This is a genomic window from Rubripirellula lacrimiformis, assembly GCF_007741535.1.
GTDB lineage: Bacteria > Planctomycetota > Planctomycetia > Pirellulales > Pirellulaceae > Rubripirellula > Rubripirellula lacrimiformis.
The window spans coordinates 4,905,280-4,931,763 of the sequence record NZ_CP036525.1 but is presented as its reverse complement, the minus strand read 5'-3'; the positions used below and the strand labels follow the sequence as shown (position 1 = coordinate 4,931,763).

18 protein-coding genes are annotated in these 26,484 nt (G+C 57.6%); 12 read left to right on the top strand and 6 right to left on the bottom strand.

All coding sequences use genetic code 11. The annotated features are described in order from the left end of the window. Nucleotides 1-215 precede the first annotated feature (215 nt). Entirely contained in the window at nt 216-1,541 is a 1,326-nt protein-coding gene (locus tag K227x_RS17435) for a TAXI family TRAP transporter solute-binding subunit (protein WP_246145874.1), read from the bottom strand. A 341-nt stretch (nt 1,542-1,882) separates the two neighbouring features. On the opposite strand from K227x_RS17435, the gene K227x_RS17430 reads away from it, so the two are divergent. Then, entirely contained in the window at nt 1,883-3,433 is a 1,551-nt protein-coding gene (locus K227x_RS17430; RefSeq protein WP_246145873.1) for a sulfatase-like hydrolase/transferase, read from the top strand. Nucleotides 3,434-3,526: 93 nt separating this feature from the next. Here the strand turns inward: K227x_RS17430 and K227x_RS17425 are convergent, their stop codons facing one another. Beyond that, nucleotides 3,527-3,940, bottom strand: a complete 414-nt coding sequence (locus K227x_RS17425) for a DUF4259 domain-containing protein (protein WP_145171462.1) — start codon at nt 3,938-3,940, stop codon at nt 3,527-3,529. 6 nt (nt 3,941-3,946) lie between these two features. After that, on the bottom strand, nt 3,947-5,332 hold the full coding sequence (locus K227x_RS17420) for a DUF1598 domain-containing protein (protein WP_145171460.1): 1,386 nt from the start codon (nt 5,330-5,332) through the stop codon (nt 3,947-3,949). Nucleotides 5,333-5,523: 191 nt separating this feature from the next. On the opposite strand from K227x_RS17420, the gene K227x_RS17415 reads away from it, so the two are divergent. Beyond that, nucleotides 5,524-7,581: a sigma 54-interacting transcriptional regulator gene (locus tag K227x_RS17415; protein ID WP_246145872.1), complete on the top strand. Its 2,058-nt coding sequence runs from the start codon at nt 5,524-5,526 to the stop codon at nt 7,579-7,581. Here the strand turns inward: K227x_RS17415 and K227x_RS17410 are convergent, their stop codons facing one another. Next, nucleotides 7,582-8,718, bottom strand: coding sequence for a retropepsin-like aspartic protease family protein (locus K227x_RS17410; protein ID WP_145171458.1), 1,137 nt, complete (start codon nt 8,716-8,718; stop codon nt 7,582-7,584). A gap of 577 nt (nt 8,719-9,295) precedes the next feature. Here K227x_RS17410 and K227x_RS17405 point away from each other — a divergent pair. The 8 genes from K227x_RS17405 (at nt 9,296) to K227x_RS17370 (ending at nt 23,184) form a co-directional block, all read left to right on the top strand. After that, a complete protein-coding gene (locus K227x_RS17405; RefSeq protein WP_145178017.1) occupies nt 9,296-9,835 on the top strand; it encodes a DOMON domain-containing protein in 540 nt (179 codons plus the stop codon). Between the two features lie 452 nt (nt 9,836-10,287). Further along, entirely contained in the window at nt 10,288-12,195 is a 1,908-nt protein-coding gene (locus K227x_RS17400) for a 2-oxoacid:acceptor oxidoreductase subunit alpha (RefSeq protein ID WP_145171456.1), read from the top strand. Nucleotides 12,196-12,255: 60 nt separating this feature from the next. Continuing rightward, the gene (locus K227x_RS17395) at nt 12,256-13,266 is read left to right on the top strand and encodes a 2-oxoacid:ferredoxin oxidoreductase subunit beta (RefSeq protein ID WP_145171454.1); all 1,011 of its coding nucleotides are present in this window, start codon (nt 12,256-12,258) and stop codon (nt 13,264-13,266) included. Between the two features lie 216 nt (nt 13,267-13,482). After that, complete coding sequence (cysK, locus tag K227x_RS17390; protein WP_391540380.1) at nt 13,483-14,427, top strand: cysteine synthase A; 945 nt, start codon at nt 13,483-13,485, stop codon at nt 14,425-14,427. 567 nt (nt 14,428-14,994) lie between these two features. Further along, complete coding sequence (locus K227x_RS17385; RefSeq protein WP_145171452.1) at nt 14,995-18,162, top strand: DUF2309 domain-containing protein; 3,168 nt, start codon at nt 14,995-14,997, stop codon at nt 18,160-18,162. Beyond that, entirely contained in the window at nt 18,159-19,553 is a 1,395-nt protein-coding gene (locus K227x_RS17380; RefSeq protein ID WP_145171450.1) for a proton-conducting transporter transmembrane domain-containing protein, read from the top strand. Before K227x_RS17385 ends, K227x_RS17380 begins: the two co-directional genes overlap by 4 nt. Then, complete coding sequence (locus K227x_RS17375) at nt 19,553-21,052, top strand: proton-conducting transporter transmembrane domain-containing protein (protein ID WP_145171448.1); 1,500 nt, start codon at nt 19,553-19,555, stop codon at nt 21,050-21,052. The genes K227x_RS17380 and K227x_RS17375 overlap by 1 nt, the downstream gene beginning before the upstream one ends. Before the next feature lie 122 nt (nt 21,053-21,174). Next, nucleotides 21,175-23,184, top strand: a complete 2,010-nt coding sequence (locus tag K227x_RS17370) for a SulP family inorganic anion transporter (RefSeq protein WP_145171446.1) — start codon at nt 21,175-21,177, stop codon at nt 23,182-23,184. Between the two features lie 163 nt (nt 23,185-23,347). Here K227x_RS17370 and K227x_RS17365 read toward each other — a convergent pair whose 3' ends face one another. After that, entirely contained in the window at nt 23,348-24,322 is a 975-nt protein-coding gene (locus K227x_RS17365) for a serine O-acetyltransferase (protein WP_145171444.1), read from the bottom strand. Nucleotides 24,323-24,579: 257 nt separating this feature from the next. Next, nucleotides 24,580-25,116, bottom strand: a complete 537-nt coding sequence (locus K227x_RS17360; RefSeq protein WP_145171442.1) for a hypothetical protein — start codon at nt 25,114-25,116, stop codon at nt 24,580-24,582. 491 nt (nt 25,117-25,607) lie between these two features. Here K227x_RS17360 and K227x_RS17355 point away from each other — a divergent pair, with 491 nt between their 5' ends. Together K227x_RS17355 and K227x_RS17350 are read left to right on the top strand one after the other, a co-directional pair. Beyond that, complete coding sequence (locus K227x_RS17355; protein WP_145171440.1) at nt 25,608-26,003, top strand: hypothetical protein; 396 nt, start codon at nt 25,608-25,610, stop codon at nt 26,001-26,003. 118 nt (nt 26,004-26,121) lie between these two features. After that, the gene (locus K227x_RS17350) at nt 26,122-26,433 is read left to right on the top strand and encodes a hypothetical protein (protein ID WP_145171438.1); all 312 of its coding nucleotides are present in this window, start codon (nt 26,122-26,124) and stop codon (nt 26,431-26,433) included. The last annotated feature ends 51 nt before the right edge of the window (nt 26,434-26,484 follow it).

Below are 26,484 nucleotides of genomic sequence, written 5' to 3'. Positions count from 1 at the left end.
CAAATGGATAGCCAAGGTGGGTTTCAATGTACCGGTATCGCCGCAGTCGGACGGTGGGGATGTCGCGGCAGGTTGGAACCTTCCCGTCCACACTGAATCCGATTCGGCCACCCATCGTGCGACCACCCGTTCACCGACGCGAGTCACGCGGCTGGTTGCGAATTCAGCATTTAGGACACAGCATTTGGGACACAGCGGTCGGCCGAATTTGGGCGTTAGGCCTTGGGTTCCGTTTGCTGCCAGGGCGGCGGGCGTTTGCGATCCAGGTCGGTGTGGCAACGGATCAACATGTTTTGCAGGATCACATACGAATGGTCTGCATCCAAGCGTTCGGCGATCAGTTCATCGCAGGCTTGCGCTTCGATCAGGCGTAGTCGTTCTTCGCACTTCGCAAGGTCATCTGGGGTGGTGGCTTGCCGAGTCAGCGTGTCGGTTTCTTGCACTCGTGCGTAGTAGACATCGACGCGGTTTTTTCGGTTCTGGTCGATCCACTTTTTGGCACCATGCAATCCGCTTGCGGTTAGCAGCGCCAGCGTGATCAACAGTCCGATCGATTCGGCATTCTCTGCTAGATAGCCGGGTTCGTTCCGGCGGTAATAGGCGTCCGCGCCGAGATGCAGCGGGAACTGCAGCGACGACTGGCTGGTGGTTTCGTCGATGTTGGTCAGAAGCGAAATCTTCCGTCCAAGCACGGCCTTGTGCGCAAACACCGCTTGCACCAGGACTCGAGCAAGTTCTTGGTCCCAGTCGTCGCGGCAAACCAGCACCGCCCCGATTCCGATCGAAGCGACTGGGCGGGTGGGCTTGCCCTGGTACGCCATCAGCGGAATTTCCCGATAGGTTGCGTAAGGATAGCGAGTTTGGAATCCGTCAATAAATGCTTTGTCGGCGAAGAACGAATCGGATGCTCCGCTGGCACGCAGCTGGATGGGGACGAGTTCGAATCGTGGGTCGGCAAGCAAACGCTGGATGATGTCTGACCCCACGCCGACCAAAAAGAAGGCGGCATCCAGTTGACCTGAAACCAACATCGTCTCGGCCTCGGTGAACCCCACGCGAGTTTGCATCGATTCGGGCAGTTGGATCTGTGCGAACGACAAAAGTTCGTTGACCAATTGGGATGTGCCACCGGATGTCGATCCCAGGTTTGTCTGGTGAGACACCAAGTCGTTCAGACACGTGATCTGGGCTTCCCGGCGGCAGACCAGATGCAACGATTCGGTGTACAGCATCGCTAGGCTGCGAACTCGTTGACTAGCGACAGCATCGTTTTGAACGATTGCGACGTCTGTCGTGCCTGCTTCCAGCCGAGCGATGTTTTCCGTACTGCCCACGCTCGGGTCGATCGTGCAATGAACTTCTGGGATGCGTTGGTGGAGTGCATCGCCGATCAGCGTCCCCACTTTGTGGTAGACGCCGCCTTCGGATCCCGTCGAGATGACCACCGTGGTCGTCGAAGGATTGGAATACAACCATCCGCCGATGCCCAACATCAGTAGCAGGCCAACCGCCATCGAAAGCCGAACTGTTGAACTCGACAAAATACTGATCCCGAAAAGAGAGGCACGGCATTGCGAATAGGGCCGACACGTCGCCGACACGTCTCAGCCGCTCCGCAAACCGGTCCGACTGATCAACCGCACAAAGGATGAAGTTACAGGTTCCATCGCGCTTGATGCTACACGAGATACCCCATGCCGGATGGGGAGTCCCGGTTTCGCATCAAAATCGCGGTTGACGTACAATCGCTGCCATTCGTCACAGCACCCCAGTCTCCTGATCGGATCTCCTGATCGGATGTTGGGATCATCGCCAGCGAAGGATTCGATGACTTGCTGGACGTTTCTGTCCGCATTCTCCCCAAGAAACAATAGGCTTCCGAATGACATCGTTTATGGCCAAGTCGGCGTATTCCCAACCTTGCTTACGATCAAAAGACGGTCTCCGCCGCGTTGCGCAACTGCGGATGGGGCCGATGGCACTAGCGTTCTGTGCCGTCTGGCTGGGGCCATTGTGCGGCGGGGCGGTGCAGGCCCAGTCGAATCAGCGGCCGCATGTGGTTTTGATTCTTGCCGACGACCTTGGCTACGGCGATGTTCAGCCGCTGAACCCCGATTCGACGATTCAAACGCCCGCCTTCAACCGGCTTGCGGCCGAAGGGATCACGTTTACCGACGCACACACACCGTCGGCAGTTTGCACACCGACCCGATACGGACTGGTCACCGGTCAGTACTGTTGGCGGACGCGTTTGAAGCGAGGCGTTTTAGATGGCTACGGCAGCCCACTGATTGACGCGGATCGGGCCACGCTGGGGTCCGTGTTTTCCGACAATGGGTACCGGACCGCGATCGTTGGCAAATGGCACCTGGGGTTGGGGCTGGTTGGCGGTAAGGCCAATCTGGACCTGGCCAAACCGTTGACCGAATTCCCCGGAATGAATGGTTTCGAAAGCTCGTTCGTGATCCCAGCGTCGCTGGATTTCCCACCCTATGCGTATTTCCGTGACGGCAAAGCCACCACGTCCGAAACGGTTGACCAATCCGCCGTTGGATTCCCGGCTTACACACGCCAGGGGCCGCGTGCAGTGGATTTTGAACTCCGCGGTTGTCTGGATCGGTTGACCGACGAAGCGGTCACCGTGATCAGCGGAATGAAAGAATCGGATCGACCGACGATGTTGTATTTCCCGCTGACCGCGCCGCACAAACCGGTGCTACCGGCCAAGCGGTTCGTCGGAACGTCTAATCGAGGAGACTACGGTGACTTTGTTCGCCAGGTCGATGCAACGATCGGTCGCGTCGTGGATGCACTGGAAAGCGAAGGGGTGTTGGATCAAACGATCGTGATCGTCACCAGTGACAACGGATCGTTCATGTATCGAATCGACGAAGGGCAACCGGATCATCTGGATGACGAATCCGTCCAGGGTTTCCATGCCGCGTCGCATCGGTCGAACGCAAATTGGCGAGGCACCAAGGCGGACGTTTGGGAGGGTGGCCATCGAGTGCCGTTCTTTGTCCGCATGCCCGAAAAGATGAACGCAGGGCAGAAGGTCAACCAAGTGGTTGGACTGGTCGATGTGATGGCGACATTGGCCGATCACTTAAACCTTTCGACCACCGATGACGCGGGGCCGGATTCCGTCAGCTTTGCCAAACTGCTTGCCGATCCCAACGCTGACTACCGTCGCTCGCCTTTGGTTTGCCATAGCGTTGCCGGAATGTTCGCGCTGCGAGCCGGAAAATGGAAGATGGTCGCTGGCAACGGAAGCGGCGGACGCGAAAAGCCCAAGGGGAAACCTTTCGAGACCCCCTACATGCTGTTTGATCTGGAGGCTGACCCGGGCGAAACCAACAACATCGCTGATGCCCATCCCCAAATCGTCCAGCGAATGACGTTGGCGCTCGAAAAGATTCGCAACCAGAACTGACCCTGTCGTTGCGGGGCATTCGACAGCGGTGCGCGATGAACAGCGGTACGCGATGAACGGGGGCGCCGGCCGGGGCGAAATCACCGGTCGGGGCTAAATTACCGTCAGACGCAGTTCGTGCAGCAGCGATTCGACGTTGTTGTGCCAGGCGTCGAATTCGGGACCGGCGTCATCCCACTGTTGGTACATCTCCGAATCCGGCGAAAGCACACGCCGCAGTCCGTCGACGGTGCTGGGCACCAAGCTTTGGACCAGCACGTCGAGCGAATCGTTCTGTTGCAGCCAGCGGTGGGCCGATTCGGGCAACCCATCACGCGGCCCGCATAGCAAGCCGCGGATCATTTCGGCGGTACAGACGACGCCGATGCACGCCAACATCTCCAGCGAATCGAGTCCGCTCAGATCAAGGCAATGGTCAAAGAATGCGATTGGATCTGAATCCAACAGATCCTCTAACCAATCGCACGCGATGTCATCTTCGAAAGATCGTGGTCCCCACGAACCCATTTCAGACTACTTGTTCCACCACCAACGATCCGTCGCGGATGCCAACATGGCCCCGCGAGTCTCGCCTACGGCCGATTCCGTCTTCTGATTTTCAATGATCGAGAAGGCATTGATATCGACGCCACCGGAGGCGGTTACGACCCATCCGGCGCGGCCGCGAATGAAGCTGCACTGCGGGTCGATGCTGCGTGGTACGGCGTAGGAAGCCAGTTCGACGCCGTTGCTCTTCGAAAGAGTCGCCAAGTCGACGCCAGCGGTTTCCGCCAAACGTTCTTGCACGATCAAGGTGGCAACGACGGTCAGGTCCATCACGTTTTCAAGATCCGCAAAGACAGGAATTTCCTTGGCCAGTTCGCCGAAGGAGTCGGTCATTTTGTCGGCCCAAGCTTGCGCGGTCTTGTCGACACGGCCGCCGCCCTTGACGGTGCCATCGGCAGCAACCAAATCTTGTTCGGTCATCGTTTTGACGCGGCGTCCAGAGATCTTCCAGGCCAGACCGTCATCGCTGCGAGCCAGTGCGTCGTAATCGCAGGCCATCCACCAACGTGGGTTTTGGCCAGCACCTTGGCGGCTGTTCTTGGCCATTTCCAGATAGCTTGGCAATCCAGCGACTGGCGACGGAGCCAATCCCATCGCGACTCGCTTCATTTCGAAGTCCGACGCGACCAGGGTACGAGCGTACCGGCTGTCGGCAGGGATGCCAGCCAAGTGAATCATTTGCGGTCCGTAGGCTTCCTTCATCGTGGCTTCGTAGATGGCCGGGTTTTGGCCAGGACGAAGTTTGACGCGGCTGAGCATCTGTTGCAGACGGCGGCGACCTTCGGGAGTGGGCTCGATCGAGCAGCTGATGCCGCCGTTGCGGGCCACTTCGACACTTCGCATTGCCACCACAAGGTCGGCCAATCGCATGGTCGATCCGCCAGAGATCGTTCCGACAACCGATCCGTCGTCCAGTAGTTTCCAAGGCTCGGCAGGACCAGCGATGACGATGTCATGCTTGTCGGTGTCGACGAATACGTAGTCGACTCGCTGTAGGCCGGCCAAAAATTCGATGTCTTCGGGAATCGGCTTCCCGTCTTGTTCGCTTTGCGTGATTGCCTTCTGCAGTCCGGCTAGCGAGATCATTCGCAGTTCGGCAGCGTTGTCCAGTTCGCCTTGGGCAGGCGACAGACTCTCGCGCAGTGTGTTGGCGAGGTCCTGCTTTTCGACTGCCGTTGCGGTGCGGACGACACCAGCGGCGTCGATCATCACGCCGCCAACCGAACGCTGGCTGCCGATGCCGGACAGGCCACCGTGCACTGTTGCGGCCACGCACAGGACGAGCGCCGAACAAGTCGGAACCAAGAAAAGAGACTTTAGGAATGAACGTGAAGTTCGGGGGACCAAATCCATCGCAGTGGATCTCCGGGTGAATCGCACTTCGGGATGGCGTCCGGAAGGACGTCCCGCGTACTAGAGTCGACGAGGTATGCTTTTAGTCTGACTGATCGGCTCGCAGATTTCGAGCAAATTCCAGTCAGTCGCTAGGATAGTTGGCGTAGAAACTTCCAGCAACAGAAGCTTTTCCGGTTCGATCGGCGATCGTGAACACACCTACACCCCAACCGTTGAAACCCAACCAGCCATCGAAACCCGGTCGATCGGTCCAACCGGACCGTGGGGGGGCCTACCTGGTGCTGCGCAGTGCAGGCCGCTGGAGCGACGTTTTTCGACTTTCTACGCCTGCCGAGGCGATCATCGGACGGTCGTCCAAGAACCAAATCGTGCTGAAAAGCGACCAGGCCAGCCGCCAACACGCCCGTATTCGTTGGGGATCAGAATCCGGCGAAACTTCTGTCGGCGGGTGGTATGTGGAAGACATGGGCAGCCGAAATGGGACCTTTGTCAATGGAAAACGGATCGAAGGTGCCGTTCGCTTGGCACGGAATGACGAGATTTCGGTGGCTGGCTTCGCGATCACGTTCACCGATCGGATTGATGGTGCCGGTGGCGGACTGGCACCGGTTTCCGGACCCGCACACGCCACGGACGACCAGCTGACCACGGAATTGGATCCCGCTTCGATCACCGATCGCCGCCGCGAGAGCGCGTACTTGCACGCTGATCCCGCCGAAAATCCGTTTTCCGAACCGGGGCCGCAGTCCAGCCGCAGCCTGCCGCTGCTGCAGTTGGCGTTCACGCTGGCGCGAGAAAACGAAACCGACGCGACGATCGAGCAAGTCTTGGATACGATCGCGGCCAACGTCGAAATCGACACCGCCGGTGTCTATTTAGCGACTAAGCCGCCGTCGTCTGGTGGCGAACTGCCGTTGGTGGCGACCCGGCAAACCGGCCCGCGTAGCTATCGCCGTCCGCCTGAACAGTTGATGCAATCGGTGGCGTCCGTCGACGGACAGGCTACCCTGGCTCGCAACGTCTTGGGCGACGGCCAACTTGCCACCGAAAATAGTCGCGGCGAGATCGATATCGAGAGTTTGATTCTGGCTCCGATCCGACGTCACGACGGGTCGCTGCATGGCATGCTGCACCTGACAACGGCCGCCGGCGGCAGACCGTTGTCGTCGTCTGACTTGGAGTTCACTGTCGCGGCGAGCGAAATTTTGGCCGAAGCGTTGGCCAGTCAAGTGGAACGATTGGAAATGGACAGGGCCTTGCACCGGAGCAGGCGGAAGGTCCAGCAGTTGCAGTCTCAATTGGGCAGCAAGGTCCAGATCGTCGGACGTAGCGAACCGATCGCCGCGGTCATTGAACAGATCGGGTTGGCCGCCCCCACCGGCACCACGGTGTTGGTCCGCGGTGAGTCGGGCGTAGGCAAGGAATTGGTGGCATCTGCGTTGCATCACGCCAGCAACCGCCGCGACGGACCGCTGGTGTGCCTGAACTGTGCCGCGCTGTCACCGTCACTACTGGAAAGTGAGCTGTTTGGCCACGAAAAGGGGGCCTTTACCGGGGCCACGGACCAAAAACGAGGAAAGTTCGAAGTCGCCGACGGTGGTACCTTGATGCTTGACGAGATTGGGGAGATGAGCCCCGAGGTCCAAGCCAAGTTCTTGCGAGTTCTTGAAGGCCACCCGTTCGAACGGGTCGGTGGTCATCAATCGATTCGCGTCGATGTGCGGGTCGTGGCGGCGACCAACCGCGATCTGCAGTCGATGGTGTCGAAGGGGCTGTTCCGACAGGACCTGTATTACCGTTTGAACGTCGTCGAGATCATTGTGCCACCGCTGCGTGATCGTGGCAGCGACGTTCTTTTGTTGGCCGAACACTTTTTGCATCGGTTGAACCTGGAAATGGGCCGCAAGATCGAAAGCATCAGTAGCGGTGCCAAGAAACGGCTGGCCGCTTATTCGTGGCCAGGCAATATTCGCGAACTGAAAAACGTGATCGAGCGAGCCGTTGTGCTCAATCGTAAAACCATCATCGATGAATCGGATCTGGCGCTGTCGCCGGCGACGGACCAATCGGTACCCCAAGACGAATCCACCGCGCCCTTGTCTACGCTTGCGGAACTGGAACGGGGCCACATCGAACGGATTCTTCGGCACACCGATGGCAATAAAAGTCGCGCGGCTCAGATTTTGGGCATCGAACGAAGTACGTTGGATCGCAAGCTGAAAAAATACGTTCGCGAGAATGGATGATCAGTCCTCGGCTTTGACCCGCAGCATTTTCAGGCTCTTTTCGGCCATGTCGATTTCGAATTTAAATTTGCCCAGATAGCTCATCCCTAGCAACGGTTCGGCGTCGGTGGCGGAGGCATCCAGGACGGCCGCCTCGACATTTTCGGCTTCGAATTCGCCCACACGGACGCGATCGAGAATCACACCGCGGGCAGCGATTTCGCGACCGTCCGCCAAGATCATTCGCATCTTGCGAGCGTCGCTGGGCACCACGATTCCCAAATCAGCCGCGGTTTTTGCCGGCAAACTGATGATCGACGCGCCGCTGTCCACCACCATGCGGGTCGCTTTGCGGCCCACGACAACGTCCACAAACATCGAATTTTGAACAACGTCCAAGGCGATCGTTTCGCTGAACACTTCTTGTTCGATGCGTTGCAGTCGCTTGTCCAGCGACGACAGGATCTTGTCCGCGGTCAGCCCTTCGGGGGTTTCGAAATTAGCGTTCATCACTTGCAACGCGATCTGGACCGGTCGCTGAAGCAGTTTTTCGTCCAGCTCCGATTTCAGCTTTTTGTAGTCCGATCGGATTGCTAGGACGGTTTCGGCGTATTCGGCTTCGGCCCGGTTCAGGGCGGCACGTTTTTCAGCGAGCAGATTTTTTTGAGCGGTCTTTTCGTCGTCCAATTGAGACGAACGGGCCACGCCAGCGTTGATCAAACCAATCAATTTGTTTTCGGAGCTTCGATCGCGTCCGGCGACGCGAGCGAGTTGCAGGTTCAGTTCGCCGTACTGACCGTTCAGGCGTTTCAGTTCGTCTGTGATCGCTGTGATATGGTCGTCGGTCGCTTTCCAGTCCTGATACACCAACCGCAGTTCACGGCGACTTCGCGATAGACCGCTGATGGCCCGTGACAAGTCTGCCGTCGCGGTCGACTGGATCACTCGCCCGGCCCGCCGCAAATCGACCGAGTCCAGGATCGTGTCGGCCTTCTCGACGACCGAATCGGGATACTTCGATGCCGGTTTGCTCGGGGCAGCGGCGTCTTGCGCGGTCGCTGAAACTTGGGTTTCCGGGGCCGCCAAAGACAACGCCAAACTGGTCATCCAAGCCAAAAGCAAGCCGTTTCGCAGTGATGGGGATGAAAGGTCGATCATGGAAAAGTTCGGTCGCAGAGGGCAAAGGGTGGGGGGCACGCATCCGGTTCGTGTCCAACCAACTTAACAGCCAACGTGGCCACGGAAGCTGGATTCTCGTGATTAGGACGCCCGCAGACCGTCCGAAAGTTCCCCTTGGGGGGCGTTGAACGGGTTGGGCGGAAAGGTCGGCAAGCAGAAAACGCACAAATGCGGTCAATCGGAACTCGCATCGGTTCGCCATTTTGCAGGTGCCACCTGCGAGCGTATTGTTCACGAAAGATCCTGCACCCGTGATTCGAATGGGTTTGCGATCGAGTGGCCTTGGGCGCGAATGGCCTTGGGGTCGAATGTCCATCCGGCGTGCGTCCGCTTGGGCGGATGGGTGTTCGTTTTGGGGATTTTGCGATAGTCTGAAGTCGACGCCGCTGAACCCACTGGCTGATCAAACCCCACGCTCACGGAGGGCACTTTGCAGGACGATCCGAAACCCGAATCGCTGATCGACCCGACCTTTCTGTTTCGGTTCGAAGTGACGCTTTGCAAAGACCCTTGCAAATGGTCCACCAAGGGGCTGAAGCTACCCGAGAAGTGCAAATTGCCGTCTCTAGGTGCGTTGGGGGACCGGCCCGTTTTCGCGGATGTCCGGATGGCGTGGTGCAAAGAAGGCATCGGTTTGCACATCAACGTCAATGGAAAACGCCAATTGCCGTGGTGTCGCGATTCGAGGTTGGAAGACAGCGACGGATTTCATCTGTGGATCGACACACGATGTAGCCCGCTGATTCACCGTGCGACCCAGTACTGTCACCGGTTTCTGTTCATGCCGGCCGGTGGCGGACCCAAACGAGAGCGTCCGACGGCTGCGATGATCCCCATCAACCGTGCGCGGATGCATCCCAAGAGCATTGGCCCCAATCAACTGAAGATTGTTGGCATGCCGCGTCATGATGGATACGAGATGTCGGGGTTCATCCCGGCGGATGCGTTGACGGGATTTGATCCAGCCGATCAGCCGCGGATCAGCCTGTATTATGCCGTCGTCGATCGTGAACTCGGTTGGCAGACCCTTTCCCTAGGGCCAGAGTACCCCGTGCTGGAGGATCCCAGCCTGTGGGGCGAAGCCGTGCTGGTCTAGTCTGCAGATCCTGGGTGACCAACAGAGGGGGGCATTCGGTGCCATCCGTTTTGGAATCCCCGGCAAGGAGGGCGTCCGGTCAGCTGTGACCGCGGCAATATCCGGGTTTTGATGCGTTTAGATCTGTGTCGCAGTCAAACGCTTGCGATTGAAATCACCGATTGTGCGACAAAGTAGCCGGCACCCGTTTTTGATGCCGGGAAAGACGCTGTGGCGGCCAATTTCGAGTCGCCGAGGAAGCGGAAGAGCATGTTTTTTGCTGAAAACGAGCGTTCTGATCCAAGAATCTCGGGCAAGGGCGTTACCAAAACGCCCGCGAATTATAGAATTTCGGTAAGTTTCTGATCCGGAACGATCGATACAACCCCTAAAGTCCCTCTCACTTACGCCTTAACCGGCCATCGATACCGACCTCATTGACGGCGCGGCAGCGGTGGCATGACGAGCACTCCATGACGGCTTCCCCCACGACCAACAAGAACGTTCAATCTGTTTCTGGCATCACCGTGCGTCTAGCCGGTGACTCGGGCGACGGCATGCAATTGCTGGGCACCCAGTTGACCAATACCAGCGCGCTGGCTGGGAATGACGTTGCGACGTTCCCGGATTTCCCCGCTGAAATCCGTGCCCCGCGTGGCACGCGAGCCGGCGTGTCGGGTTTCCAGGTGCAGTTTGCCAGCGAAGAAATCTTCACGCCGGGCGACGTGCTCGATGCGTTGGTCGTGATGAACCCAGCCGCAATGGTCACCAATTTGAGTGATCTGCGAAAAGGCGGCATCCTGATCGCCAACGAAGATGGGTTCAACGAGAAAGAGTTCAAACTGGCGAAGGTCGAATCGAATCCGCTAGACGCCAGCGTGATCGAAGAAACCTACCGCGTGGTCAAGGTCGCGATGACCAAACTGACTCGCGATGCGGTATCCGAGTTCGGGCTGGGCACCAAGCTTGCCGATCGCTGCAAAAACTTCTTCGCCATGGGTTTGGTGTACTGGTTGTTCGGTCGCTCGCTGGATCCAACCCTGCGGTTCATCGAAGCCAAGTTTGGCAAAAAGCCGGACGTCGCCGCCGCCAACGTTGCGGCCCTGCGTGCAGGTTGGGCTTACGGAGAAACCACCGAAGCATTTGGTGAAAGCTACCAGGTCAACGCAGCCGAATTGGTTCCCGGCACCTATCGCAACATCATGGGCAACCAAGCGATTGCAATGGGTTTGGTCGCTGCTTCGAAACTGAGCGGAAAGGAAATGTTCTACGGAACGTATCCCATCACGCCGGCCAGCGACATTCTGCACGAACTGACCAAGTTCAAGAACTTTGGCGTTCGTACTTTCCAGGCCGAAGACGAGATCGCGGCGATTTGCTCGACCATCGGAGCGGCCTTTGGCGGCACGATGGGAGTGACCGCCAGCAGTGGCCCGGGCATCGCGCTGAAAGGCGAAGCGATGGGGTTGGGGATGATCTTGGAACTGCCGATGATCATCATCGATGTCCAACGCGGTGGCCCCAGCACGGGGTTACCAACCAAGACAGAGCAAAGCGATTTGATGCAGGCCATGTTCGGCCGTAACGGTGAATCGCCGCTGCCGGTGCTGGCACCACGGTCGCCTGGCGACTGTTTCGATATCGCGATCGAAGCTTGGCGGATTGCGACCGAGTGCATGTGCCCGGTGATCATTTTGTCGGACGGTTACATCGCCAACGGTAGCGAACCGTGGCGTATTCCTGCTCTTAGCGAACTGCCAAAGATCCGTGTATCGCACCCCGAGGGCAGTGATGGATCCGAGGCATACAAGCCTTACATGCGTGACGAAAACTTGGCTCGACCTTGGGCTCGCCCAGGCACGCCTGGTTTGATGCACCGCGTCGGTGGTTTGGAAAAAGAGGACATCACCGGTAACGTTAGCTATGACCCAGCCAACCACCAACACATGACGGACACGCGAGAGGCGAAGGTTGCACAGATCGCCAACCGGATTCCGCCCCAGGACGTGTTTGGTGAAACCAGTGGCGATGTGCTGGTGGTTTCGTGGGGCGGCACCTATGGGTCCTGCCACACCGCCGTCGACCGGATCCAAAAGGCTGGGCACAAGGTCAGTCACGCTCACCTTCGTTATCTGAATCCAATGCCATCAAACATTGGCGAACTGTTGGGTTCGTTCAAGAAGGTGGTGGTCCCAGAGTTGAACAAGGGCCAGTTGCGGATGTTGTTGCGAGCGGAACATCTGGTGGACTGTTTGGGCATCAACAAAGTCCAAGGCAAACCGTTCACCGTTACCGAATTGGTGGAACAGATCACCGAGATTGCAGAGTCCGCCAAGAACCAAACGCCATCGGCCGGCGGAGTAGCGCGGTCGGCGTCCTAGTGCCGCCCGCCTTCGTCCCCGCCCCATCCAACACTCCATCCAACCATTAGAACCTTTCCCATGTCCTCTTTGCCTGTTCTTAAAGCTGCCGATTTTGCTTCGGATCAAGACGTTCGTTGGTGCCCCGGTTGTGGGGACTATTCGATCCTGGCGCAAATGAAAAAGGTGTTGCCCGAATTGGGCGTGCCACGTGAAAAGATCGTCTTCATCAGCGGTATCGGTTGCAGTAGCCGATTCCCGTACTACATGAACACGTACGGCATGCACTCGATTCACGGTCGTGCACCCGCGTTTGCGACCGGACTGAAGTCGACTCGCCCCGACCTGATGGTGTGGGTGATCACCGGCGACGGCGACGCTCTTTCGATCGGTGGAAACCACTTCATCCACATGCTGCGACGCAACATCGATGTGAACGTTGTGCTGTTCAATAACCGGATCTACGGTTTGACCAAGGGCCAATACAGCCCAACGTCACGCGAAGGTCAGATCACCAAAAGCACACCGATGGGATCGATCGATCACCCGCTAAGCCCGCTGTCGCTAGCGCTTGCCGCGGAAGCCACCTTCGTCGCCCGCAGCATCGACGCCCACGTCAAACACCTGGGACAGACCCTGGCTCGCGCCGCCGCCCACAAGGGAACTTCGCTGGTCGAGGTCTATCAGAACTGCAACGTGTTCAACGACGGTGCGATGGCCTACGCCCAAGAGAAGAAACAACGCGATGACAACGTCGTCGAACTTGAACACGGCAAGCCATTGATCTTTGCCAAGGGCACCAAGGGAATTCGTTTGGTTGGCAACCACTTGGAAATCGTCAACACCGCGGATGTGCCAGCTGACGATTTGTTGATTCACGACGAAAAGTCGCCCAACCCATCGATTCACATGATGCTGGCTCGCATGAGCTATCCCGAAATGCCCGAACCGATCGGTGTGTTTCGAGCGGTAGAGAACGTCGAAACCTACGACGACCAAATCAACGCTCAAGTCGATCTGGCTCGCAGCACAAAGGGCGAAGGCGATTTGGAAGCTCTGTTCGCCTCGGGTGACACCTGGACCGTCCAATAGTCGGATGCCCCGATGGAGACAGCGCTGGCGAAGCTTTCGCTAGCCCGAAATGTACATTTGCCCTTGGGGGATTTTGTCTCGGTTTTGCGACATCGCATTCCGAGATGCCACCCAAGTGGCTGAATTGATCTGCGTCCTGGTTCGATTTTGGGACGTTCGATGCCGCGGTCGGATCCGCGGGCACCTGTTCAACATAACGCGTTTTTTCGGAGAGAAATGATGCCAAGAGGACGAACGTACGCCGATGTGACTTTGGCCGTCGGCGATACCCCGATGATCCAAATCAACCGACTGGCTCCCGAAGGCGGAGCGACGATTTTTGCAAAGTGCGAGTTCTTTCAGCCGCTGAACAGCGTCAAAGATCGAATTGGTGCGGCCATGATCGAAGCCGGTGAACGAGACGGGAAGATCGTCCAAGGGACGCACATCGTCGAACCAACCAGCGGCAATACTGGCATCGCGTTGGCGTTCGTTTGCGCCGCCAAAGGATACAAGTTGACGCTGACAATGCCCGAATCGATGTCGGTCGAACGACGGGCTTTGCTGCGGGCGATGGGCGCCAACTTGGTGCTGACACCTGCCGGTGACGGAATGAACGGGGCGATCAGCCGCGCATCCGAGTTGGTGGCAACCACCGAAAACGCGTTCATGCCTCAGCAGTTCGAAAACCCCGCCAACCCCGCGGTTCACGAGGCCACCACTGGTCCCGAAATTTGGGAAGACAGCGGGCATGACATCGATGCGGTCGTCGCCGGCGTGGGCACCGGCGGTACGTTGACCGGGATCGCACGGTATCTGAAAAAGCAAAACCCGAACTTCAAAGCGTTCGCGGTCGAACCGACTCATTCGTCCGTGATCAGCGGCGGAAGTCCAGGCAAACACCGCATCCAAGGCATCGGTGCCGGGTTCGTTCCCAAGAACTTGGATACTTCCATCATCGATGACGTGGTCTTGGTCGAAGACGAAGATGCATTCGAATGGGGCCGAAAGCTGGCCAAGATGGAAGGCATCGTGGCCGGCATCAGCAGCGGAGCCAATATGTGGGCTGCCGCTCAAGTCGCCGCCCGTCCTGAAATGAAGGGCAAGCGAATCGTCACGATCATGTGCAGCCTCGGCGAACGTTACCTAAGCACTCCCCTGTTCGGTGACCTAGGCCTGTAGAGCCCCAGCACCAACAAGGTGTGCAAAGCAAGTCGCCAAGCCAAACGGCAGGCGACTAAAAGATCGAGTCGGCCGCAACCGCGTACCGCGTACCCCCACCCCCACCCCGTAGCGCAAGTCGCCAAGACTTTCGGTGTACGACGTTTAGGCCCACCCCGGTAGCGCAAGTCGCCAAGACTTTCGGTGTGCGACGTCTAGGCCGAAACTCTTGGCGAGTCTCGCTACGATTCGTTTGCGCCACAGCCTTTTTGCGTCACGATTCGTTAACGCCACAACCTTTTGTCGTCTCGATCCTCGCGTCACAATCCCGTCCCAATCTCTCTTCGCATCAACCTCTTGATGCTGGCTGTGCAATATGTTGCACGCCCCCGTGCAGGCACTTGCATGTTGATCGTGCGGAATCGATGACTCTTTAGCAAAAGAAAGTTTTTCGGGCCGTAAATGACGGGGAATTCGCGACGACGCCCAGCATCATCAGGCAACGCGGCACGAGATATGCGAATGTGCAAAGTTGTGTGGATGGCATTGCCTGTCCGCGACGCCACTCCTCGCTAGGATTTTTGCAGCATGCCCGACGGCCCCGCTTCCGTGACCGCGTCGGATGAACCCGCCAACGACACCTCCCCTACAGTTGCACCGTGCGAGTGGCGCTCGCGTTTGGAAACTGCCCTAGAGCACGCAACGCACTACTTGCCTGCGCAGGGGCCCATCTCGGTATTCGTTCACCACAACACACTGCATTCGTTCGAGGATCTGCCTTTCGAAGAAGCGGTCGTGGTGGGTGGTTCGATGTACGACTGCCAGCCATATTTGATCGAGGAGCGGTTCCGGGAAGCGTTGCATTCGGGGCGAATTCGACTGCAGGATCTGCAAGATGTATTGCTGGAAGATCTGGCGGACGGTGCCGACGCGCTGATCGCTAGTTTCGGTACTCGATATACGCTGCGGTTGGCGATGTTGCAGATGCCGCCTCACGCGGCGCCGGACGCGGAACTGGAATGGCTATTGGCCGAATCGGAACTGCTACGTACGTTCAATGATTCGGTGTCCAACGTCGAGCGTGAACAGATGATGGCTCACACCCGCAATTGGGTGTTGCGACACCGCAACAGCGGCGACGGGCAGACGCGAACCAGTGGCGATGTGGTCGGTGCGGCATTGGGGCCGGCTGACCAAACCTTGCTAAATAGCTTGCTGACCAAATTCCGCGACCAAAAGATCGATTCCTGGTCCACCAAGAAGTGGGAATCGTTTGTGTTGACGTTGATGTGGGAAGTCTGCAAACGCGGGGTCGAAAAGGCCGGGCTAGCGGCTCCCATCACCCCGCATCCGCTGCGGCTGCGGGACATGTTGTTAGAGGCAACGGGAACGGACACCGACAATCCGGTTCAGGAGATCTTGATTCGGTTTTGCGGAGTGTTCTTGGATCAGGGGTTCGCGGGACTATCGCTGCCGGATCGCGAAGCCGGGTTCGCGCATTCGTTCGCAACGTTGTACGCCCAGGGAATGTCGTTGCTGCCATCGTGGATGCGGCCGATGCAGGCACAGTTGGACGAGATCCTAGCGGGCGACTTCGACGCTTACGAGTCGATCGGAAACTCGCTGGAAACGCTTGGAATCGACGAATCCGAACAAGACGAATACATCGGCCAATCGTTGCTCGCGTTGCGAGGTTGGGCCGGCATGATTTGGCAGATGGAAACCTCGGCGCCGTTCTTTCCTCATCCAGCCCCGGCGGGTTCTCTGGCCCAGTACCTAGCGATTCAGTTGCTGCTGGAACAGCACGCGTTGGTGGACGCGGGACGCCGACTGTTCGGTACCGACGATCTGCGTGAAATTCGTTCGTTGGCAACCCGAGCTTCGTCGAAAGCCAGAATGCCTTCGGTTCAACAGCGTGCGTTCACGGTTTTTCAGTTGGCGCAGACCGGCGGATGGACGCCTGACCAATTGGTTTCGATGTCCAAACCGCAGTGGCAGCGATTGATCAGCGAGATCGAATCCTTCACATCTTTGGAACGCCGCCGAATTTTTCATCTGGCGTACGAACAGCAGTATCGGCACCAAGCACTCGACGCCGTCGCGATTCATGCAAAGCGGATCAATGACCGGAAACAGTCGGCCGCGCCGAAACGCATCCCCGCCTATCAAGCGATCTTCTGTATCGATGATCGCGAAGAATCCATGCGTCGTCACTTAGAGGAAGTCGATCCCGAATGCCAAACGGCTTCCGCGGCGGGCTTCTATGCGGTTGCGATGTACTACCAGGGTGCCGACCATGCCCATTTTCGGCCTCTATGCCCGAACCTGATTAAGCCGGATCACTATGTGGTCGAAGAGCCGTTGTTTTCGTCCGTCGAAGACAACGCCAAACGCGCGAAACGACGACATCGGATCGGCACCGTCACCCACCAAGTCCACTCGGGGTCCCGCACGATGCTGGGCGGTTGGATCACCGGCGTCTTTGGTGCGTTGGCAACGTTCCCGATGGTCGCCCGAATTTTGGCACCGCGGTTGACGTCACAAATTCGCGAAGCGATCGGAACCTTGACGCGTCCGCCCGCGACCGAGTTGCACCTGGAACGCATCGTCGATCAACCGGGGCAAGCATTCGATGCACTGGGCTATAGCCTGTCGGAGATGGCTTCGATCGTCGTTCGTATTTTGCAGGACATCGGTTCGGTCAAGGATCTGCCGCCCATCACTGTCTTCTTTGGCCATGGATCCAGCAGTCTGAACAATCCGCACGAATCGGCTTACAACTGCGGTGCATGCAGCGGCGGTCGTGGTGGCCCCAACGCGCGGGCCTTTGCGATGATGGCGAACGATTCGCGAGTCCGTGCACTGGTGGCCCAGCAGGGCATTGAACTTCCCGATGATGTTCGGTTTGTCGGTGCCTATCACAATACTTGCAACGACCGGGTGGAGTACTACGATCTGGATTCGCTGCCACGGACTCACCGAACGCTGTTTCGGCGGATCGAAGCCAGTGTCGACGAGGCGCGTGCCAGGAACGCACATGAACGTTCTCGACGCTTCGAATCCGCGCCGATCGATATGAGTTTCAGTGCTGCGTTGGAGCATGTCGAACAACGCGCCGAAGACTTGTCCCAAGCGCGACCGGAATACAACCACGCGACCAACGCGTTGGCGTTTGTTGGTCGCCGTGAATGGAGTCGGGGAATGTATCTGGATCGACGTTGCTTTGTCACGTCTTACGATCCCACCATCGATGATGACGACGCGTCGATTTTGGCGCGGATCCTGGCCGCAGCGATTCCCGTCTGTGCCGGCATCAATCTGGAATATTACTTTTCGACCGTCGACGTCGAAGGCTACGGTTGCGGTTCGAAGTTGCCGCACAACATCGCATCGATGTTGGGCGTGATGACGGGGGCGTCCAGCGATCTGCGCCCGGGGCTATCGCAACAGATGATCGAAATTCACGAACCGATGCGAATTCTGTTCGTCATCGAAACGACACCCGAAAAGATGCAAGCGATCATGAACCGCAGCGAGACCATCAACCGATTGGTCCGCAACGGTTGGGTTCAATTGAGCGTTTTCGATGCCGAGACTTGTCAAATCAAACGCTATCACCAGGGACGCTTTCAGCCCTATGCACCAACGACTCATGATTTACCCTCCGCTGCGACGTCGACGGATTGGTACCGTGGAAGACGCGACCATTTGGGATTCGCCTCGGTCGGCTTGGATCGCTTGGGAGGTGTCCAATGACCGCTGTTGAATGGACATTCCAAGTTTTAGGCACGGCTGTTGTCGTCAGCCCGGCGATTCTGATTGCCGTCTTAGGACTCACTTCGCTGGTCGGACGCCCGCTCAGCGAATCATCGGTGGCGCGGCTGACACAGGCTGCGGTGTTGTTCTCGCTGACTCCCGCCGTTGCGATCTTGGTGATGATGCTAGCGCTGGGGACCCGTTATGTTCCTATCGAATGGGGCGACTGGGTGACCATCCCCGAGCAAGAGTTTCACTTTCACCTGAAGTTTGTTTTTGACCGACTCAGCATTCCCTTCGTCATCCTTTCGTGCGTGTTGTGCGGTGTCGTAGGTTCGTTCACTCGGCGCTATTTGCACCGCGAAGAAGGGTACAGTCGGTTCTTTCTGTACTACGCCGTTTTCTTTACCGGCATGGTCACGTCATCCTTGGCCGGCACGATCGAAACCTTGTTCGTCGGTTGGGAAATGGTGGGTTTGTCGTCGGCGTTGTTGGTTGCCTACTTTGATCAGCACGAAAATCCGGTCCGTAGTGGTCAAAGGGTTTGGTCGATCTATCGCCTTTCGGATGCTGCGTTTTTGATTGCGGCAATTTCGATTCACCACATGACCGGCGAAGGCGATTTTGGGGGCTTGATGAGCAGCGGTATCTGGCCCGAGGGGACTGCAGCGGTCACGCCGCAGCAAGCCCTGTTTGTCGGAACGTTGCTGTTGATTGCTGCCGCGGGCAAGTCAGCCTTGTTTCCATTTTCGGGATGGCTGCCGCGGGCGATGGAAGGTCCGACACCGTCGAGTGCGATCTTCTATGGCGCGTTGTCGGTCCACCTTGGCGTGTACTTGTTATTGCGAGTCAGCCCTTTGTTGGAGGTGTCGCTGGTGCTGCAGTGTCTCGTCATCGGCTTGGGGGTGGTGTCGGCGCTTAGCGGCGCGTTGATGTCGCGTGTCCAACATGACGTCAAGGTCTCGCTGGCCTACGCTTCGCTTACTCAGGTAGGAATCATTGTGGTTGAGATCGGTTTTGGACTGAAATACTTGGCCTTGATTCACATCATCGGCCACGCCTGCATGCGAACGATGCAACTACTAAGGGCACCCACGCTGCTTCGTGACTATCAAACGATGGAAAACGCGTTAGGCAGTCGGTTGCCCGCCTCGCAGTCTCGTTTTGGAACTTGGGTGCCCGTCGGGGTCCAACGCTGGTGTTACCGGTATGGATTTGACCGTGGGTTCATGGACATCGCGCTGGACCGATGGATCGTGGCTCCGTTCATGGTGCTGTTCCAGCAATTTGATGTCTGGGAACGTTGGACGACCGACAAGATTTCTCGCGAACCTTCGCGTGAATCGGACGCGATCGAATTGCATCCCGAAGATTCCGAGAGGGCTGCCTGATGGGTGAATTGCATTTTCCGTGGATGGAAGCATCCATTTTGGTTCCCTTGGTCGGCGCTATCTGGATTCGGTTTTTTGCCAATCCGGATCATTCGTTCCGGCAAGCCGTCGCGATCAGCGGTTTGACGCTCGCGCTGACGGTGGGCGAACTGATTGACTTCATCATGCTGGGAACGTTTGCCGCGCATGACCATTGGGCGGTCATCGATTGGCTGTTCCATCAAGAAGTCTTTGTGGTCGATGAACTCAGTGCGTTCCTGTTGCCGTTGGGCGCGTTGATCCACTTTGTGACGGTCTTGTCGACCCTGCGTACGAAGGCGCCAAGGTTCTCGTTGACGTCAACGCTTGTATCCGAAGCGATTTTGTTGGCGACGTTCAGTTGCCGCGCTTCGTGGACACTGGTCGCATTGATGTGTTTGGCGACACTGCCGGTGTACCTAGAACTGAAACGACGCGGTCGTTGCACGCGAATCTTCGTACTGCACATGTCCGTGTTTGTGGTCCTGTTGGTGGTCGGTTATGCCGCACTGCAGTGGACGGGCGAGGTATCGCAGTCGGTGTTGATTCCCGGCGCGTTGTTGACTGCTGCGGCACTGCTTCGCAGTGGGATCGCGCCGCTGCACCTGTGGATGACCGACCTGTTTGAAAAGGCGACGTTTGGAACCGCCATCTTGTTTGTGACCCCTTTGACCGGGGCCTACGCGGTGATGCGGTTTGTGTTGCCGATCGCACCGGATTGGGCGCTGCAGAGTATCGCCGTTCTGTCGTTGGTCACGGCGGTGTACGCCGGCGGGATGTCGCTAGTGCAACGCGAAGCTCGCCGCATGTTTTGTTATCTGTTCCTAAGTCAAGCTTCGTTGGTGTTGGTCGGCTTAGAACTGGTCACACCGATCGGATTGACCGGGGCGCTTTGCGTATGGTTGTCGGTCGGGCTGTCATTGACGGGATTTGGGATCACGCTGCGAAGTATCGAAGCACGCATCTCTCGGATATCGCTGGCCGACTACCACGGACTCAGTCGTCACATGCCCACGTTGGCGGGCTTCTTTTTGCTGACCGGTTTGGCCGCAATTGGGTTTCCTTTCACGGTCGGCTTCGTCGGCATGGAACTTTTGATCGAAGGCGCTGTCGAGGTCTACCCATTGGTTGGAATGACGGTTGTCATCGCAGCGGCGCTATGTGGCATCGCGGTATTGATGGCGTACTTTCGGATCTTTACCGGTCGATCACACGCCACATTGATCCCGATGCATGCTCGCCGCTCGGAACGAATCGCTGTTCTGATGCTGACGGTTCTGATTCTTGGCGGTGGCTTGGTGCCGCAACCAGGCGTGGCATCGCGGTATCACGCAGCGAAGGAACTGACCGAAAAACGTGCCTTGAACCCGATCACGCACGCGACCAAAAACTACGACAACGCCCACCATGATTCGGATGATTCGGACACGGACGAATCGGATGATGACGATGATGTTGTCGGTCGTGATCACGATGATTAGCCCCACCCTGCGGCCGTAGATCGCATTTTCGAGCAGGGGCCAGCAGCGTTTTGTTGGTTCGCCTGATCAAGTCCCACCTTACATCTTCACCCCATCCGTTGGGGACCTGGACCAATCGCCAAATGACCACCACGACCCCCCAAACCTCGGAAGTGCCTCGCGGCAACCTGGCTGGATTTAAGAAGTACTTCAAACAAGACTTCATCTCCGGCCTGCTCGTCTTTCTGATCGCCTTGCCACTGTGCTTGGGCATTTCGATCGCCAGCGGCTATCCACCGATCGCTGGCATTTTCACAGCGATCGTGGGGTCGGTGGTTGCCACACTGATTAGCAATTCAGAGTTGACGATCAAGGGGCCTGCGGCGGGTTTGATCGTGATCGCGATTGGCTGTATCGAATCGTTTGGCGGCGATGGGATGGCGGGCGGTTGGTCGGCCAACGATGTCGATGCCTACCGTGCGGCGTTGGCCGTGGGGGTCGCGGCGGCTGTGTTGCAGGTTGCCTTCGGGTTCTTTCGGGCCGGGATTTTGGGCGAATTCTTTCCGATCTCGGCAGTGCACGGAATGTTGGCCGCCATCGGCGTGATCATCATTGCCAAGCAAATTCCTGTTGCCCTCGGTGTGACTGCATCGGGGGACCCTGTGACGATGTTAAGAGAAATTCCGCACTACCTGGCATCCGCCAACCCGGCAATCGCGACGATTGGTGGTACCAGCATTTTGATCATGTTCCTGTGGCCCATGATCGGTAAAAAATTCAAGCTAGCCAAGGTCTTTCCATCTCCCATGATCGTGTTGCTGGTCGCTGTTCCGATGGGCATGTTCTTTGACTTGATGCATGAGCATTCCTATGTGCTGCAGAACCACCAATATCAGTTGGGCGAAAACTACCTCGTCGCGATGCCCGATCGCGTTTTTGGCATGTTCGACCAGATCACCACCCCCGACTTTTCGGCGCTTCAGCAGCCCAAAGCTTGGTCGTGGGTGTTCATGTTTTTCGTCATCGGCAGTTTGGAATCGTTGCTCAGTGCCAAAGCGATTGACCTGATCGATCCTTGGCGCCGAAAAACCAATATGGATCGCGATATCGTTGCGGTCGGTTGCGGGAACCTTTGCGCGGCCATGGTCGGCGGAATGCCGATGATTTCGGAAATCGTACGGAGCAAGGCGAATATCGATAACGGAGCACGGACCCGATTTGCCGATTTCTGGCACGGCATGTTCCTGCTTAGCTGTGTCGCGATGATTCCGATGGTTTTGCACCGTATTCCGATGGCCGCGTTGGCAGCGATGCTGATCTATACAGGTTTTCGCTTGGCCCACCCCAGCGAATTCATGAACGTTTGGCGAATCGGTCGCGAACAATTGGCCATCTTTACGGTGACGATGGTTGCGGTGCTGGCAACCGACTTGTTGATCGGGATCGCGATTGGGATCGCTACCAAGGTTGTGATCCACTTGGCCAACGGGGTGCCGCTGCGGTCGTTGTTCAAACCCGAGATCGAAGTCGCCGATGACGATGGTCAAACCATCCGGATCGTGGCTTACAAATCGGCCGTGTTCAGCAACTGGATTCCTATCCGACGCCAGATCGAGCAATTGGGTTTGGTGGAACGCAAGAACGTTGACTTCGATCTGTCCGAAACGAAGTTCGTCGACCACAGCGTGATGGACAAACTGCATGAAGTGTCCGATGATTTTTCGCAGCAGGGACTCGTGTTTCGCGTGATCGGTCTGGACGAACACCAACCGCTGACGAACCACGAACACGCAGCCCGCCGGAAAGGATTGTGCACGCTAAGACGGATCACCATCATGACGGCTCCGGAAAACGAATCGATGTTGGTCAACCAATGCATTCAGTTGGGCGCCACTGGCTACACCACAACTCCGTGCCGCGGTGTCGGTAAGCATTTGCTGGAACAGACGCCGGTCCAAGCGATCCCGCAAGTTCGGATCGAAGTCATCATGATTCAAACCGCCTGCAATGAGATGCTGGACTTCCTACGCCGCGAAGTCCAACCCCATCATAGGCTGACGTTCGTGGTCGAGAACGTGCAGGTGGCCCGCGAGAACGCCTTCGTCGCAAACGGGGACCCCAGCAAAACGTTGGTCAAGGCATCGGCCGTCTAACCGCGGATTGCCAAGTTCGGCATGAAAGACAAGCCGCCGCACCGGACGTAAGTCGCGCTGACTTTTGGCGGGCGGCGCTTGGGCACGGTCGTGGCAAGTGGCGTCAGGACTTTCGGCCACCGCATCTCTTACGCCGCATCTATTACGCGGCGTATGACGATTGCTAGATCTGGAAGTTCAATCGATCTTCCAGCACTTCGTGATCGGCCGATGCACCGCGAACCTTCAATTGCGGCTTTTCCAGCAGCACGGTGGTGCTCGGCGACACGGTCTTTGTGATCCACACGCTGGAACCGATGACCGAGTCGTGTCCCACGATGGTGCGACCGCCCAAAATGGTTGCGTTGGCGTAGACAACGACGCGATCTTCGATCGTGGGATGCCGTTTTTGGCCTCGGATCAAGACGCCTTCGCTGTCCGTTTTGAAACTGAGAGCGCCCAGCGTGACACCTTGGTACAGCTTGACGTGCTGCCCGATTTCGCAGGTCTCGCCGATCACCACGCCGGTGCCGTGGTCGATAAAGAAGTAGTCACCGATGGTTGCACCGGGGTGGATGTCGATTCCGGTTTCTTTGTGCGCCCATTCGGTCATCATGCGCGGGATGAAAGGCACGTCCAATCGGACCAATTCATGAGCGATGCGATAGATCGTGACCGCTTCGAAACCGGGGTAGCAAAACACGACTTCGTCAGTCGTTAGGCAAGCGGGGTCGCCGTCATAGGCTGCTTGGACATCGGTGGCCAGCGTGCGGCGAAGACCGGGGATGCATTTCAGCAACTCGATCGCCATCGCTTGGCCCTTGGCTTCGAAGTCGATATCACTTTCGCAATCGGTATGCTTTTGCGTGACGCGGTCTTCGTGTCGGAGGGCTCGCGCAATCTCCGTCGTCAACTGGTCATGCAACGTGTCGATCAAACTGCCGACGTGATACTCGATGTTGCCAGAGTGCAGACCGACTTTGCGGCGGTAGCCTGGGTACAGAATGTCTTTGATGTTCATCAGTATCTCGACGATGCCCGAATAGCTGGGCAGGGCGCAGTGGCCGAGATGGTTGATCGAATCCTCCGGCGTGTAGGTCGCGACGATTTGTTCGGTCAGTTTGGGAAGCTGTTCTTTGAGCCGAAAGTCGGATGCCACAGGTTTGCCCTCACGGCGAATGGAAACTTCAGGTGCGATATCTGGTTGTCTAACAAGCTAGACCCATTGTCGGGTCGCAAAGGTTCAGCGAACAGACGCCGATGGACGCCTCGGGTGATGCGTCGACCGATGTTCGCCGAACTTGGTTGGATCTATAGACAACGGCCAGTCCGAAAGAATCGGCTGGCCGTTGTCGATTATTTTGCTTGTTCCCAGAGCGAAAATTTTCCCTGGGAATGGGCGTTCCTACCGTTTGCTTAACGGCCAATTGTCGGCGGATTGTCGACGAAGAAGTCACGAGGACCTCGGACGCTGTAGTAAGGGTACGCGACTTGTCCGGTAGGCGGTCCAGGAGCGAACTGCTGACCATTGATCGCGTTGCCGGCGTTGTGGCCGAGCAGACCTGGATTCAAGTGCGAACTGTAGTCCAGGCCGCCTTGTTGCCAACCCAATGGGCCGGTTTGACATCCAGTGCGGCTGCCACAACCACAGTTTCCGACACCAGCCATGGTGCCCAGGCGTCCCAGCACGCCGCTTTTGCCGCAACCGCAGTCGCCGTTGCAAGCATTGGCTTTGCTGCGATGTTTCAGCCGACTCAGTACACCCACTGGGGCGCTGTCGGCGCACTCATTGCAGCCGCCACATTGGCCGCCGCCGCACGATTGTGCACTTCCACAGGCTCCGGTGCTGCACGCACCCGTCGAGCAGTTGCCGCCGCGAACATTGTGATGCAGGCAACCGGTCGATCCGACAAGCAGGGCCGCAAGAGACCCCATCCATAGCCAACGATACATTGCGGATTCCTTCCGATTTTTCGCCACTCAGGGCGGCAGTTGATGATTTGTTCCGTCTTCGGCCCTGCCCATCAAAGACGCCTGGTGTGTTCCCCTTATTGGGAACGCGGCCGGGCCGGACGGGACCACTTCGTGAGTTCGGCGGCACCCTGGCACAACCTTGCTCACGTTGTTTTGTTTCGGCTTCCCATTCGTTGCCGTGCACACAATCGCCCCGACCAGGCCAGACAGAACCAGAAGCCAGCCGCATCAATTCTGTAAACCGCCCAGATTGCCATAGTTCAACGGACGGCTTGCAATGAACGCCAAAGTCTTGGTACCCATGCCGCAGAAGTCGTGCTGATTGGGAAAAGGCTACTGGTTCGTCCAACTTTGACGTTTGGCGGGGCAGCCGTTTCGGATCCTGCCAAAGATCGTGCGGGGCTTCCACGCGATGGTCACGGGTGCTGGATGCCCGGCAATCGAACTCGGAACCACAGAGATGAAAAGAAATGACACGCTGGCAAACCGGAATCGTCTCGTTCGCAACCTTGTTGCTTGCAATCACGTTGTCGTCGATTGCCGAAGCACAGATTGTGTCGCCCCAGACGTCTTATTCCACGTCTGACCGATTCACTCGGCTGAGCGACCAATTGGTCAATCGGCTTCGGGCCACCCGCCAGGAACAGCGGGATTACATCGCGCTGGTGGTCGGAAAGGTCAAGAAAGGCGAACTGGACGCGGAACTGGTAGTCGCGATCGAACGGTACGCGATCAAGCGGAATTCGTCGTTCCCGATGCCTTTTTTCGAGCGTGCACTGCGTTTCGAAGCGGCAAAGCGGGGCGTGGCACTGCCGACGGTCCAGCAGATCGCGTCGACGGCAACGCCGAAACCCAGCCGTCGCTAGGCGCGGGGACCTGCCGCCGCGGACCTGGAAACGATCCCCCCGGCGACCCTGTACGCTTGTTGATATTTGACAGGCGCCCGACAATTGTCGAAGTTCCTTTCTCACTAGGAGTTTGACGATGTTGAAGTATCTGATTGCGGGCGTTGTTGTTGCGACCGCCATGTTTAGTACGGCAGACGAGGCCCAAGCCCATCGGCGTGGATTGCGTCGGGCTGTGGTCGTTCCGGTCTACGCGCCCCGCTATGTCGCTCCCGTACGTTCGTATTACCGAGCCCCGGTTTACGCGGCGCCCGCTTATTCGCGGCCAACGGTTTCGGTCCAGATCGGACGTCCGGTGTCCCGATACTATCGGCCATCCTACCGGTACCCGGCGTCACGCGGCGTGGGTGTTTCCATTGGAATCGGTCGTGGCGTTGGATACGGTTGGTAGCCACGGGACCACCCGGCACCGATGTGGTGGGTGACCGCGCGAACTCTTTGC